7 protein-coding genes are annotated in these 15,110 nt (G+C 49.2%); 1 reads left to right on the top strand and 6 read right to left on the bottom strand.

The window, feature by feature from the left end; translation table 11 throughout:
* Window positions 1–14 precede the first annotated feature (14 nt).
* The 6 genes from ACXAGR_RS15815 to ACXAGR_RS15790 all read right to left on the bottom strand — a co-directional run bounded on the left by ACXAGR_RS15815 (window position 15) and on the right by ACXAGR_RS15790 (window position 12,822).
* Window positions 15–3,083, bottom strand: coding sequence for a TonB-dependent receptor plug domain-containing protein (locus ACXAGR_RS15815; protein ID WP_474851221.1), 3,069 nt, complete (start codon window positions 3,081–3,083; stop codon window positions 15–17).
* A gap of 184 nt (window positions 3,084–3,267) precedes the next feature.
* Entirely contained in the window at window positions 3,268–4,515 is a 1,248-nt protein-coding gene (locus ACXAGR_RS15810; protein ID WP_474851220.1) for a metal-dependent hydrolase family protein, read from the bottom strand.
* A gap of 272 nt (window positions 4,516–4,787) precedes the next feature.
* Window positions 4,788–7,727, bottom strand: a complete 2,940-nt coding sequence (locus ACXAGR_RS15805; RefSeq protein ID WP_474851219.1) for an amidohydrolase family protein — start codon at window positions 7,725–7,727, stop codon at window positions 4,788–4,790.
* Window positions 7,728–7,769: 42 nt separating this feature from the next.
* Window positions 7,770–11,105, bottom strand: coding sequence for a TonB-dependent receptor domain-containing protein (locus tag ACXAGR_RS15800; RefSeq protein ID WP_474851218.1), 3,336 nt, complete (start codon window positions 11,103–11,105; stop codon window positions 7,770–7,772).
* A 66-nt stretch (window positions 11,106–11,171) separates the two neighbouring features.
* Window positions 11,172–12,290, bottom strand: a complete 1,119-nt coding sequence (locus ACXAGR_RS15795) for a FecR family protein (protein WP_474851217.1) — start codon at window positions 12,288–12,290, stop codon at window positions 11,172–11,174.
* Window positions 12,256–12,822, bottom strand: coding sequence for an RNA polymerase sigma factor (locus ACXAGR_RS15790; protein ID WP_474844465.1), 567 nt, complete (start codon window positions 12,820–12,822; stop codon window positions 12,256–12,258). The genes ACXAGR_RS15795 and ACXAGR_RS15790 overlap by 35 nt, the downstream gene beginning before the upstream one ends.
* Window positions 12,823–13,219: 397 nt before the next feature.
* Here ACXAGR_RS15790 and ACXAGR_RS15785 point away from each other — a divergent pair, with 397 nt between their 5' ends.
* Window positions 13,220–15,106: a gamma-glutamyltransferase family protein gene (locus tag ACXAGR_RS15785; protein WP_474851216.1), complete on the top strand. Its 1,887-nt coding sequence runs from the start codon at window positions 13,220–13,222 to the stop codon at window positions 15,104–15,106.
* Window positions 15,107–15,110 lie beyond the last annotated feature (4 nt).

Below are 15,110 nucleotides of genomic sequence, written 5' to 3'. Positions count from 1 at the left end.
ATAAGGCAGCGTAATCAAAACTGCTTTTCGATACTGGCATAGAAATAACGTTTGTAAGGCAGATACAGGTTAGCCAGATAATTGCCCGATGAGTTTAACGGCGGATTTTTATCAAACAGGTTTTTCACACCGGCTTCCACGATAAATCCGCCAAAGGTCGATTCATCCAGCTCGTACTGGAACGACGTATTCCACAACGTTGTTGATGGTACAACGAAATCATCACCGTTGGCGTAACGGCCATCTACCACACTGTCGGTGTAAATAGCTGAAATACGGTATGCAAAATCTTCGTAATTCCAGCTAAAACGTGTGGTTGCCCGCCACTCAGGCTTCATGCCGTCCTGACCCACTTCATCAGAGGATGTAATTGAGATGAAAGGGTCCAGCAAACCCGCTTCCTGTGCTGCTTTGGCTGTTTGCATTTGCGGTGTCAGTTCCTGCTGGAAGCTGCGCAGCTGGGAAGCACTGAAGTTCAGGTTAAACCGGCCAAAGTCTGTCGCCACACTTCGCCAGTCAAACGTAAAGTCCATCCCTTTAGCTTTCAATGAGTTCAGGTTGGAGTAGTTGGTATTCATGTAAAGCACTTCGCCGACAGGATCCAGCCCTGTCCCCTCGAAGCGGGCTACATCGTCCAGCGTCGGGTCAGCACGGATTATCCGCGGATCAGATGTGCCTTCAACGGTGCGTAAGTAAAGATCGTAAATCAATACGTCCTGAGAGTGGGCGACACCGATTTGGTCATCCAGTTGAATTTCCCAGAAATCCAGTGTGACACGGAAGTTCCCCCAGTCTTCTGGCAGGAACTGCGGAATTAACTGGAAACCAAATGACTGGTTTGTTGATGTTTCCGGTTTCAGTTCACTGTTACCTGCCATATGCCAGGTCACCGCATAGCTGTCAGTACAGGCAGAGTAATTTTCGATGGCACCTTGTCTCAGCGCAGCTTCGCAGTAAATGTAGTCAGTACGGGTGTTGTATCTCGCCATTTCAGAAGCGTTCAGTACTTCCAGGTTCGGTGCTTTAAACCCTTCTGACCACGAACCCCGCAGAGTGAGGTTTTCATCGACGCCCCAGGCCAGCGCAATTTTAGGGGTAGAAATATCGCCTACGTCGCTATAGCTCTCGTAGCGTCCGGCTAACTGCATATCAAGGGTTTGCATAAGCGGAATACCAAAATCAGGCCCGACAATGGGAACCGCCAGTTCAACATAGGCCGATTTTACATTACGGCTTCCGTAAGAATCCGGCGTAGGGCTTGAGCCCCCAAGATTACTGTTGAAGGACTCGCCGGTATACCAGTTAACATAAGGGTCTGTGCCATCAACCAGAGGATCGCGGTCATCTTTCAATGATTCGTAACGCACTTCTATACCGGCGGCAAACCCGAGATCTCCTGCTGGTAAACTCATCAGTTCAGAGTTATTGATTTTAAAATCCCAGGATGCCAGTTGAGAGGTGCTCTCCCGTACAGAGATATCGATAAATGAGTTAATGACTTCTTCGCTGTTAAATCCGCTGTGGCCGTAGTTCACGTGGGAAGTGTTACCGCCGGAGAAAATGTTGTAGGCATCTGCTGTTGTGCCTGAAATCGCAGTCACCATATCATTTACATTGATCACTTCAGATTCATCCCGGGCTTTACCCTGCGAATAAAGAACGGCAGATTCCCACTCGAAGTTGCTGCCAAACCATCCTCTTAAACCGGAAAGCAGGCGGTACTGACGATTCTCCACATTAACTTCCATATTGCCGATGTCGGTGAACCGGTAAGCCAGAATGCGTAAATCGAGACCTTCTTCCGGCACTTTATCCAGGCCGGCAATACGGTTGGGATTCAGTGTGCCATCTTCCAGGTACGTTGCGCCAAGCGGGTTGTAATACGCGTTGGCAGGAATATAAACCACCTGAGAACTTGAAAACACAGACGGTCCGCTCATGTATTTACTTTCAGCAGCATAGATCCCGGCTTCGCCGAAGAATTCAAGATCAGGATTAATAAAGTAATTAAAGGTTGAGAACAGGTTCATCCGTGTGACCTGAGGTGTGACATAACTGTTTTCACGTGCACTGTCTGACCGGTAATCTGTGGGAACAGTGCCGGAGGCATAACAGGTTTCACTGGTGCTGCCTTCTGTCAGACAGTCAGAGGATGAGGCGAGTTCTGAGTGAAAATAACCAGAAGCTGTGGTGATCGCTTCGCCATTTTGATAAATCTGATAGGGAGCCAGATAATTACCCCACGGCGTGTAAGAACTGCGGCCGTCCAGCGCAGCAGTGCCGGCGAGATCGGTGCCCGGCAGGAAATCCCGCCGGTCAGAAGTTTCAGTAAACCACATATCGGAAGCTTTCTGTGCCGTTCTGTGAAAGGCATTAAACATCAACGAGAAATTACCTTTGCCGTCGTCGATATCTGTGCCGTAGTAACCGGTTAAATCCAGATCCGAACGATTAGAGCCCTGCGCCTGACCATATTTCAGTTTAACGGCCCCGCCCTGCAAATTATCTTTCGTAACAACGTTCACAACCCCTGCGATAGCGTCTGAACCATAAATCGCTGCGGCACCGTCGAGTAAGATTTCAATGCGATCCAGGCCATACATGGGGATGGCGTTGGAGTTAAATGTGGTTGTCGACACACTGCCGTCAACCGTAGCGGTTGTAGGGTGAATAACAGAACGACGTCCGTTGACCAGCAGCAAGGTATTTGACGCCCCCATCCCTTTCAGGTTCATCGAGCCCATGTCGCCGCGGGCAGCGTTACTGCTTCCCGGAATAAAAGATTCGTTCCAGGTAATATCCCCCATTTGAGGCATACTTCTTATCAGTTCGTTACCGTCTACAGAGCCAAGTGCTTCGATGGCTTCCTGCCCGATAACCGCAACCGGTAATGCTGCCTCCGTTCTTTCACTGCCGATCTTGGAACCTACAACAGCTATTTTTTCCATCCGCTGCTCTTCAGCAATTTTCTCCTGCCCGTCGCCGGCCGGTGTTTCCTGAGCATAAGCCTGTACGCTCATCGCTGAAATTATCGCTGTTGACAGTGCCAGCTTTCTGAAACCTCTGAGTTCCTGTATCTGCATGATTAGTTCCCGTTGAATGATTTTATTGTCTTATCTGTGTGTGATATTGCGGGATTCACACTTCACTCATTAAGACGAACCACTTTGAATTAACGGAACCAACTTCTTTTAAAAAACACTAAAACTCACGAAATGCCGCCATTTGTTACGAAAAAGTTTAATTTTAACATTTAAGCGGCAACACTTAGTCGTCCAGAACGTTCTTAAATATTTCACCATCTTTCATAATGAACTTAAGATTCTGGCTGTAATTCACAACAACCTGCTCATCAATTAACGGGTTGCCACTGTAAATCAGAATATCTGCGTAAGCTCCGGGCTCAATGACACCCAGCTTTCCTTCTGTGTAGGGATTTAATTTACCGGACATGGCAAACAGGCGGGCATTCTCTGACGTGGCCTGTTTTAGCACTTCCAGTGGCGTAAACCATTTCACCCTTGACGTAAACTCATTCAGCGCCCTTTTCTCATTTCCTAAAGATCCGAAAACATCAGTGCCATAAGCCAGATTGACCTTATATTTCTTTGCCAGCATCATTTCTCTGTTTATGCCCTCTCTGACCATGAGCGATTTCTTTTCCCGGTCAGATAATTTTTTGCTTAAATCCGGAGCAGACCTTAAACCCCAGTGGCTTTGCGGCACCAGCCAGGCATCTTTCTCTTTGACCAGTTTCATCGCTTCTTCTGAAATAAGCTGACCGTGATCAATACTTTTCACTCCGGCTTCCAGTGCCCGGATGATGCTTTTTTCGGTATACGCATGCACAGCCACGTACGTGTCCCAGTCTTTTGCTGCTTCCACTGCTGCTTTTATTTCTTCCGGCGCAAATTGCACCGAATGAATAGGATCGTAATCAGAAGCGATACCTCCGCCAGCCATCACTTTAAGCTGGGTCGCACCTTTTCTCAGGTTTTCTCTCGCTGCTTTGCGAACCTCCGCCTTACCATCCACCAGATAAAACCAGTCCTGCTGATCCATTGGCATCACCGGACCACCGGCGATGACACGGTTAGGTTCATTGTAATTGCGGAAATCGCCATGGCCGGATGTTTGCGATATAAACGCCCCGGAAGGATAAATACGCGGACCGGGAATAAGCCCTTCATCAATAGCCTGCTTTACTCCAAAAGAGGGACCGCCGAGATCTCTGACAGTGGTGAAGCCCAGCATAAGAAAATGTTTAGCCGTAAGTGCAGATTTGATCCCCACGTACATCCAGTTCTCGTCGTTGCGCATCCCGGTAATTGACGGCGAGGTCTGGGCAAAATGGGTATGCGCATCAGACAAGCCGGGGATCAGCGTCTGGCCTTTGCCATCGATAATTACCGCATCCTGTGGTGTGTCGATTGCTTTTTCAACGGCAGTGATAAGATTACCGGTAATCAGCACACTGTAGCCTTGCTTAAGGGAATCACTGGTGCCGTCCCACACATTAACATTCCTGATGAGGGTCAGTTTTTCAGCACGAGCCGTGACAGGAGCAAGGACGGCTAAACACAGGCAAATTGAGTATATAAGCGTTTTGAAAGGGTTAAATTTTGGAGAGGCCGGGCGGTGTGAAGCAATGAAGGTTTGCATCTTTGTAGTCCGTAAAAGTGATGTCTCCTGCTATAACGGAAAACCTCACTTCTGCGGAACCTTAAAACATATCAAATCAGGAAAGAAAACTGGTGATGCCGGACGGCATCACCGGTTAAACACGGCTATTCTCCGTGATAAGTCATATCCAGCAACTGTTCTTGCGTATATACGCGGCCATTGGTGATAACCGTGTTCACCTTTGATGCATTGTAAACATCTGCCAGCGGATCAGCGTCGAGCAGAATGATATCAGCCAAACTGCCCGCCTTTATCCTGCCGGCATTGAGACCCAATACATCAGCCGGTACCGAGGTTGCAGATTTCAGTGCTTCATAAGGAGTGAAACCCGCTTCATTCACATAAAAACCCAGCTCGCCGTGCAGATTCATCGCCAGTACCAGATCTGTACCCGCTGTGATGGTTGCGCCCCGGTCATAGAGTGTTTTTAGAGTTTTCGCCTGCTCTTTCAGGCTGGCAAGGTAGCTGGCAGGAAACGTCATCGGGTTTTCTACACCTTTTTGCGTCCACAAAGGATAAAGCGACAGCCTTTTATCCTTTTTCAGTTCAGGATGCTGTGCAATCAGCATATTTAATGAACCGAACATGGTGGGTGTGACTACCTTGTTCATCAGTTGCAATGCATCGTCATAAGCCCTGCCGCCTATTTGCTTGGGACTGTACCCGCGGCGGCTTGTCGCACCGAGATGTTCAAGGCGGTCAACGCCACTTTTCGCAGCAGGATAGATCTCATGGGTGGTCACTCCCACGCCCATCTCATCATGGGCAAAATCCGTTACCCGTTTTTGCTGGGCATCGGGTAGTCTGACGTAACTTTTAAGCAGATCGTACTTTAATGCTTTAGCCCGCTGCAGTTCTTTTTCCAGATGCGCCGGCCCGGCAATCGCAACACCCATTTTGTAGTAAACCCGTTGCCATTCCATCAAGTGGCCGGTGGTATAAATTCTCGGGCCTACTCTCACACCGGCTTCACTGGCCTCACGATCTTCCACACCATGATAAGGCTGGTTGCCCGGGTCCCTGAGCGTTGTAATCCCATAAGCCAGCCAACCTCTGTGCGCCCCCTGTCCGAAGTCTTTCTGCGGATGCACATGGCTTTCAATCAAACCGGGCATGGCATATTTGCCTGTTCCGTCAATAATTTCATAGCCGGATGTGGATTTACTGTTGCGGGGGACAATATCTGTGATCGTATTGCCGCTGATAAAGATGTCCCTGTCTTTTTGCAAAGTATCCGTTTCGCCGTCAAACACATAAGAGACTTGTATAACTTTTTTGTTTGCCGGCTTTGCCAGCACGTATGTCATGTCGAAGGGTATCGTCTCAATGTTACCGGTGAAAAGATTCACCATATTTAACTTATCATCTGACTGGTAGAGGATAGTTGCTGAGTCACCCGACCAGGTGGGATTGTGCGCAATTTCCGATGTATAACTTCTTGGCGGGCCCAGAGGTTCGCCTTTATCGTCAACAGGCCACACATTCAGTTCACCACCGTAGATACCCGCCATTTTTGTTCCGTCCGGCGACCATACTGGCCCGCCTCCCCCTCTGGTATCCACTGACAAGTTCTCCACCGGCGTACTCCAGTATGGCTTTTCACCGTTTACCGGAAATATATAGGCCTGGTTAGTCCCTTCACGGAAGCTTGCAGAAAACTGGTCAGGCAGAGCGACCATGATCCGGCTGCTGTCAGCAGACCATGACGGTTTTCCCGGTTGTTTAAGCGTCTGGCTCATCTGAAAAGCGGATTTTGCGTCGAGATCATACATGCCAAGACTGGCTTCGCCCCACATTTTATCTACGCTCAGATAGGCAATTTTACTCCCGTCCGGTGACCATGCCGGCCCGAGGGGTTGAGTATCCAGTTCAGTAAGCTGCTCAGATTTATTAGTAGCAATGTCATGTACCCACAACTGCATTTTATCGCCACCGCGATCTGAAGAATAAACCAGTGACTTGCCGTCAGGAGACCAGGCAGGATCCGCTTCCATATAGTGGTCTTGGGTAAGGTTTACGGGCTTTTCACCAATCTTCATGAGATACAGGTCTCCCACAGCGATGAAAGCGACGTATTTACCGTCCGGAGATAAAGACGGCCGCATGATCCCTAAAACAGGGCGCGGCTTGTCTGATGTAAAATCTCTTTCTGCTTTGGCATATTCCGGTGTGAAAATGGTCAGTTTTGCAGTAAACGGAATGTCAGAAGCAGCACCGTCAGCGGCCAGTGTTTTTATCTTACCGCCGGCAACGTAAGTTACCTCACCGGAAGCCGAAAGACTGGCTTTGAACTCAAATACTTCTTCACCGGATGCAATTACCCTGCTTCCTCTTTTCATCACGGTTTGATTGTCGCCACTTGCAGCGGCATAAACCAGCTCGCCCCTATCCCAGAGCATAGGAGTGAGCGCATGTTCCGCTTCCTGTTCGATGGTTTCATTGCCTTTGGCATCTATGGTGACCAGTAAATGGCGTCCTTCCCGCATTGTTGTGTAAGTCAGCGCATCGCTGGTCGATTTCCACACTGGCATCCGGTTCTCGTACTTATCGTCAGTCAGTTGGGTGATGACACCGGAAGCAAGCTCCAGCTTGTATATGTCGTAACTGTTAAAGCTGTTTTTGCGGTCTGAAGCAAAAGCCACAAATTTCCCGTCAGACGACACTGCGGGCTCCCTGTCATCATAAGGCCCCCACGTCAGGGCGGTCATATTTTCGCCGCTACTGTCTACCGACCAGAGATCATAACCGCCATCTTTAAAAGAGAAAAATACAATTGTTTGGCTGTCAGGCATCCACACTGGTTGCCTTGCATCCTGATATTCGCCGGTAATACGCGTGGCTTCTCCGCCACTAACCGGTAAAGTCCATAAACTGCCCTGTAAATCCATCACGATGGTTTGCCCGTCAGGAGACACACTGGCAGCCATGGCGGTGCCTTCCGTCACGGTGATACTCTCAGATTGTCCGCTTGTTGCAGCAGCCGGCAGAGTCAGTCCCGCTGACACTAACAGGCAGCAAAGCAACGCGCCTTTCGCGATATTCATGTGTTCATCCTGTGAAAAATAGTAAATGAAAAAAGTAGCGCATCAAAAACGTACCTCTGCGCTGGCGTAAAAGTAACGTGAAAAAGGTAAGTAGAGGTTTGCAAGATAATCACCGGACGCATTAAGAGGCGGGGATTGACGGAACATATTCCGTACCCCTAATTCTGCATCAACAGCACCTGCAGGACTGTCATCAAAGGTATATTTGACGGACGCATTCCATGTCGTCATCGAAGGCACTTTAAAATCAGAGCCGTCGGCGTATCTCCCGTCATTAAGATGGTGGATATATTGCGCTGATAATCTGCATATCAGTTTCCGGAATTGCCATGTAAATCTGGCAAGGCCTTTCCATTCAGGTTTTTTACCGTTCACTCCTGTTTCATTGCCATTGCCAATTACAACAAACCCGTCGATAAGTCCGTTATCCTGTGCGGCCTTCACTTCTTCCATTTCTGCCGTCAGTGCCTGCTGATAACTGATCAGCTTCGATGCGGCCAGATGAAAAGAAAAGTCGCCCCACTCCAATGATTTGTATGCGCCGTCCATCGCGAAATCGGCGCCTTTTACTGACAGTGAGTTTTGGTTTTGATAATCGGTCTGGATAAAGAGGATCTGTCCTGCCGCCTGCAAACCGGTATTAATAAAAAGGCTTTGTTGTTCGCTATTCGCATCGTTTCGCACAATGCGGCTATCCTGCGACTGCATGGTAGTGCGCAGATACAAATCACGGGCAATGACGTCTTCCACGGGCGCCACGCCAACCTTGTCGGTGATGTCGATTTGCCAGATATCAGCTGAAAATGACAGGTTCCCCTTGTCACTGTTCATGCCCGGGGTTCTGTAAACCAGGCCGGCTGTGCGGTTTACCGAGCGCTCCGGCTTCAGGTTTTCATTTCCCGCAATATGCCAGGTCACTGCGTAAGTAGCTGAACAACCGGCGTAGCTTTCAATATATTGTTGACGCTCAGCCGCCTCACAGAAAATATAGTCGGTATGATTGTTGTACCTGGCCATTTCACTGGCATTGAGCACTTCCAGATTAGGCGCTTTGAATCCCTGAGACCACGAACCACGGATAAGTAAAGAATCATTTACCTGCCACACTGCCGCCACTTTCGGCGTAGCGATACTCCCGACATCACTGTAACGCTCATATCTGCCGGCAATTTGCAGATCCAGAGCGTTTACGAAGGGCAAATCAAATTCAGGGGAAACAAGCGGCATAGCCAGTTCACCATAGACTGACATCACCTGCCGGCTGCCTGCCGAATCCGGTGTTGGACTGGTTCCTGCCAGGTCACTGAGGTACTCATACCCGGTATACCAGTCGGTATAGGTTTGCGTTCCGTCCACCAGCGGATCTCTGTCGTCTTTCAGGGATTCATAGCGAAACTCAGCACCGGTAGCAAAACCCAACTCCCCCGCAGGGAGTTTTATCAAATCAGGCGATGTTATTTTCACGTCCCATGACGCAATTTCAGACACGCTGTTGCGATGTGCTTTTACTGCAAAATCAGAGCTGTCCGCCTGAGCATTCAAACCGCCGGAAAAAGGATTATATGCATCTCTGCTGCGCCCGGAAATGGCTTCAGCAAATGCCGACACACTGTAGCCGTCTGACGTATCGGCTGCATGGCCTTTTGAATAGAGGAGCGCAGACTCCCAGGACAGACCCGCGGATGTCAGTCCTTTTAATCCGGCGAGAAACCGCGATTGTGTATTATGTACGTCAACAGTGCGCAAACCACCACCGGTAAACCGGTATTGCCGGATTTCAACAGGCACACCATCATCAGGCACATTATCCAGCCCGCTTATCCGGTTTGGGTTAATGGTACCGTCAGCGAGAGTCAATGCGCCGAGGGGGTTATAGTAGGCGTCAGCAGGCACATAAACCGGCGTATTCACTGAAAAAAAACCGTGACTGGTCACGTAATCCGATGCCGCTTTGTATAAGGCAATTTCGCCGAAGATTTCCGTGTCAGGCAGCCATTGCCAGTTGAATGTGGAAAAAAGATTAACCCGTTCTACACCGGGGGTAATGTAAGTACCTGCAGCGGCAAAGTCATACAAATAGTCACCTGCTGCACTACCGGACGCATAGCATGTGCCGCTGTAACCTTCTGCGATACAGTTATTACTGTTTTCGGCCTCTGTATGAAAGTAGCCGGTGGCACTGGTGAATGGCTGACCGTTAGCGCTAACTTGCGTTGGCGCGACAAAATTTCCCCAAGGGGTATAAACACTGCGACCATCCAGAGAAGCGGCATTTTCCAAATCGGTGTTAGCAAAAAAGTTGCGGTGGTCTGATGTTGCGGTGTACCACTGATCGGCGGCATATTGGGGAGTTCTTTTGACTACATTGAACATCAAAGACACATTTCCCTTTCCGTTGTCAAAATCCGTTCCGGCAAAGCCGGTAAGTTCTGAGTCTGTCCGGCCAGTGCCCTCTGCTTTGCCATAACGGATCTTTAATCCCGCACCTTCAATATTTTTTCGGGTAACAATATTTACCACGCCGGCAATGGCATCTGAACCGTAAATCGCCGAAGCACCGTCAAGAAGGATCTCTACTCTGTCCGAACCGTAAAGTGGAATGGCATTGGTATTAAATGTAGTAGTGGAAATACTGTCGTCCACGGTTGAGGTAGTGGGATGAATCACGGAACGCCTGCCGTTAATCAGCAATAACGTGTTGGACGCGCCAAGATTTTTCAGATTCAGCGAAGCGGTATCTCCCCTCGCTGCGTTACTGCTTCCCGGGATCCATGACTCATTCCAGGTTATATCGCCCATCTGCGGGATCGCTCTGACCAGTTCGTTGCCGTCAGTCACTCCGGTGGCATCAAACGCATCTGTACCGTAAACAGCAACAGGCAAAGCGGACTTCAGACGATGGCTGGCAATGGCGGTACCGACAACAGAAATCCTTTCAAACTGTACCTCACGGCTTTCGTCTTCGCCGGCAATACCCGTCGTTTTTGAATCATGCTCATTTTTTGCTGACGCCCGTCGCTGAGAACGGTTAATAGCGGACGTCAGAGATGACTTTCCCTCAGAAGAAGCCTTTTTGATGACAATGGTTTCTTCTCCAATTTTTTCGAATGTGAGTGCATTTTCACCCAGTAAATGTTCAATAGCGCCTGCACTTTCATACATCCCTGACACTGACCGGCTTTTGATATTTTTGATGAGACTGGCATTCACCGCGACCTGTAATCCGGACTGCTCAGAAAATTCGATCAATGCAGCGTTCATAGGTTGCGACGGAATATCAAAGGCAATCCGCCTGTCTGCGGCATCAACGCTGTGACAGATCAGACCGGCTGACAACACTGGCAGTAAACCTGTCAGCCGGAATTTTCTTTTCCTCATCCGGTACCCCTTAGATGAACAGGGCAAAACGCGTCATGCATCCAGTTAACAGCGGGGAAAGTCACGTTATATCGCCCCGGCATGTACAGATAACACGATTTCCGAGTCACCGACATAAGACACACTGAGCGGAAAAGCATGGGGCAGCACTTCGACCCACTGCTCCAGATTGCCGGTAAAAACAGTACCTGAGTAAAGAAACTCCTTGGCTTCCTCACCGGCGAAACGGATTTTAATTTTCGAGTAACGGTTAATATCTTCAACCACATACATGAGCTTTTCTTCCATGTATTGAAGCTTGCCGTCTTTCCATGCCAGGGATGCATTCACAGGAAACTCCGCAATATCAGAAAGGTGTTCTTTGTCGTAAAAAACCCGCTGCCCTGCCGTAAGATAGGCATCAATGGTATTACCGGTTTTGATTTCATTCTGCTCCGGTGCAATACTGATTTTGCCCTCAGCCACAATGACAACAACCCGCTCAGCCTGTTTGGAAATATTGAACTGCGTTCCCACAGCAGTAACAACACGGTTACCGGTGACCACGGAAAATGGTCTGTCAGCATCTTTTGCCACATCGAAATAAGCCTCCCCTCTTTCCAGCACGATCTGACGGCGGCTCTTGCTGTATGCCACCGAAACCAGGCTTTGACCACCGAGAGTGATGACCGAACCGTCTTCAAGCAGCACTTCGCGGTTTTGCCCGGTCGCAGATTCATAAACAGCAACGTCAACGGGATAGTTACCGCTGAAATCAGTAAGGTTGACGATAGCGATACAGAACAGTGCGGCATACACCACAGACAAGGTGGATACCTGAAACGGCCGCCAGTCATATAATTTGTCAAGACTGAAAACGCTGAACGGATTGAAGGCGTGTTTTTTTGCCGGTTTTTTCCAGCTTTCTATCTTTTCTTCTCCGTCGTAATCATCAGCCAGCAAATCTCTGTCGTCCGGCCACACCAAACCTTCCATATCACCCGACAGGTTCAGTACCTCTTCAACCCGTTCGTATTCGCGAATATTATCGGGCGATTCAGCCAGCCACTTTTGCCATTCATGAATCTTTTCCACGGCAATATTCGGGTCCTGCAATTCATAAAACCATTCGGTAGCGATCTCAAAACGTGTCCTGTTTTCAAAATTCACTTCAAATATCTCCTTGATGGCTGTCCAGTCTGTCACGGCAATATTCCGTGGCGCGGACAAGGTATTTTCTTACCATCCTGTCTGAAATATTCATCAGACTGGCAATTTCAGCGGATGACAGCCCGTGTAACCGGCTGAGCAAAAACGCTTTCCGGCACCTGGGAGGCAATTCATTGATAAATCCGGTCATCAGCTTGAGCTGTTCTTTTTTTAACGCATATTGCTCTTCGGACGGATGATTACTTTCAACAAACGTCAGTGGTTTGAATACAGTGTTGTGCTGCTTGGATCGCAGACGGTCGATAGCCAGATTAGATGCAATTTTAAATAGATAGGCTTTGAGGTAGCTGATTGCATCCGGTTTATCGAGATCCAGCAGTTTTACATAAGCTTCCTGAGCCACTTCGTGGGCATCGGCATCGGAGCGAAGCCTGGCTCTGAGAAACTTGATCAACGTATCATTATGCTGCCTGAACAAGTCAGCAATGATTTCTTTCTGACCTGTGATGGCTTTCTGACAAGGTAGCGCAGCTTCTTCCAGTTCGTGTTTTTCTATGGCTCTTCCCATAAGCGCCTTCTTCTCAGTTTATAACGGACAATGACTAAGACGGTGATGTCCCGGTCAGCGGAACTTTTTTATGAAAAAAAGTGAAAATCCGTCAACACAGTTGCGGATATGTCCTGAAAAGAAAGTATGCCGGTACACGGAGACTGGCAGAGGATAAAACGGACAATGATTATTATTCAGAAGCAGGCAAGTTTCTGATTACCTGATAACTTTTGCATGCAGGCCACTGCGGGGTCAAGGTCTTTCTGCATCCATAGCGGGTGATTTCTGAGTGCTGATAACGAATGAACAGATAACGCCCGTCTGCAAACACACACATTTATTCACACTGAGTGGTTCCGGAATTACCGGCACAGACGTTATAGCCATTTTCTCCAGGTAACCGGAACCTTCAACCATGACAGCCAGGCAAAAATTGTTTTCATTCCGCTTTCCAAAGCGCCAACTCATCCGTAATTTGACTCTCTCACTGGCAATCGGCTTAACCGGCACAGTCGTAACTCCCGCAAACGCTCAGGAAGCGGCTTATCCGCTGCAGATGAGCAGTTCCCGCACTATCCACCGTCCGGAAGTGCCGGGACCAAACGGCCTGGTGACAGCGGGACACCCTCTGGCATCCATGTCAGGACTGAAAATTCTCATGGATGGCGGCAATGCGGTTGATGCTTCTGTTGCGGTACTCGCTACGTTAAATGTGGTACGCCCGCAAATGTCAGGCGCCGGCGGAAATGGATTTGCTACCTACTATGATGCAGCAACAGATAAAGTGTGGTCGCTTAGTGCCACTGGCGCAGCCCCCCTTGCACTGGACGCAGCTTCACTTGAACCGGAACAGTTAAATAAAGGGATCCACGCAGGGGCTGTTCCCGGCCTTTTTGGCGGATGGATCAGCATGCTGCAGAAATACGGCACCAGGAGCCTTGCTGAAGTGCTGGCGCCGGCTATTGAGTATGCAGAGCATGGGCACCCGCTGGAAGCATCGGTTTCCAAAGCAATCAGTTACGATGAAAATTTGTACCGTACCATTCCTACCAGTGCGGATATGTTGTTGCCGGGCGGTAAAGTGCCTGCAGCGGGCGAACTGTTCTACATGAAAAATCTTGCCGCCACATTCAAAAAAGTAACAGCAGCAGAGACCACGGCACTGGCACAGGGAAAATCCCGAACTGAAGCACTTCAGGCCGCTTTTGACCGTTTTTATAAGGGCGATATCGCTAAGGAAATGGCCCGTTTTTATCAGCAAAATGGCGGTGAATTCACTGAAGAGGATTTCGCAGCCTATCAACCACAATGGGAAAACCCCGTGCATGTAAATTACCGTGGTTATGATATTTACACCTCCACTCCGACCTCACGGGGAGGTCTTGAAGTCGCCATGCAACTGAAACTGGTTGAAGCTTTTGACCTCAGTCAATATGCCCCGGATGACCCCCGCGTCACCCACATTCTTGCTGAAGCCATTAAGCTGGCGAAAAGTGATGTTTATCATTTCGTGGCCGACCCGAACAAATTTACGATTCCGCTGGAAGGTTTACTCTCTGATGAATATATCGCCTCACGCGTCTCTTTACTGAAGCCTGCTGAAGCAATGACATTTCCTGATCACGGTGCACCGCCGGGGAATGCGCAGTCATCAGCTTATCTGGCTTCTCTTGAAGGGCCGTTACTGGTAGATGCCAGCCGCGAGAAATCCTTCGCCGGAAGTACCACAAGTTTCTCGGTCATGGATAAAGCAGGCAACGTCGTTGCAATGACGCCTACCCACGGCGGTGCGTTCGGAACGGGCGTTGTTGTAGGCTCTACAGGTTTAACATTTAACAACGGCACACGGGTCGGCTCCACGTCACCCTACCCTGACGATATTAACTACGCACGCGGAGGCCAGATCCCCATTCTGAATAACTCCCCGGTTATTGTCATGAAAGATGGAAAATTTCTGATGGCACTTGGCACACCGGGCGGTGAAACCATTGGTCAGACACAGTTTCAGGTGCTGGTAAATGTGCTGGATTTTGGTATGGGTGTTCAGGAAGCCATTGAAGCACCGCGATTCAGCATTTTTGCTGAACCTAATTTCTATAAAGCCGGTGCAAAAATTACCATGCGTATTGAAGACCGCATCCCTGTCGCTCAGTTCGAAGGCCTCAAAGAGCGGGGGCATGATGTCACTCTGGCGCCCTCATATTCACTTGGCAGCATTCAGGCAATTCTGCGTCACCAGACCTTTGGCACTGTGACGGCCGGCGCTGATCCCCGGCGTGCCGCATATGCAGTTGGCTGGTAAATCC

It is taken from the genome of Alteromonas sp. ABH4_457, assembly GCF_056160625.1.
The sequence above is the reverse complement of the archived record's forward strand: the minus strand, read 5'-3'. Positions and strand labels throughout refer to the sequence as shown.

Bases quoted from the DNA above. Each gene is read 5' to 3' on its own strand.
- ACXAGR_RS15815 (WP_474851221.1), bottom strand. From the start codon at position 3,083: ATGCAGATACAGGAACTCAGAGGTTTCAGAAAGCTGGCACTGTCAACA.
- ACXAGR_RS15805 (WP_474851219.1), bottom strand. From the start codon at position 7,727: ATGAATATCGCGAAAGGCGCGTTGCTTTGCTGCCTGTTAGTGTCAGCG.
- ACXAGR_RS15800 (WP_474851218.1), bottom strand. From the start codon at position 11,105: ATGAGGAAAAGAAAATTCCGGCTGACAGGTTTACTGCCAGTGTTGTCA.
- ACXAGR_RS15790 (WP_474844465.1), bottom strand. From the start codon at position 12,822: ATGGGAAGAGCCATAGAAAAACACGAACTGGAAGAAGCTGCGCTACCT.
- ACXAGR_RS15785 (WP_474851216.1), top strand. From the start codon at position 13,220: ATGACAGCCAGGCAAAAATTGTTTTCATTCCGCTTTCCAAAGCGCCAA.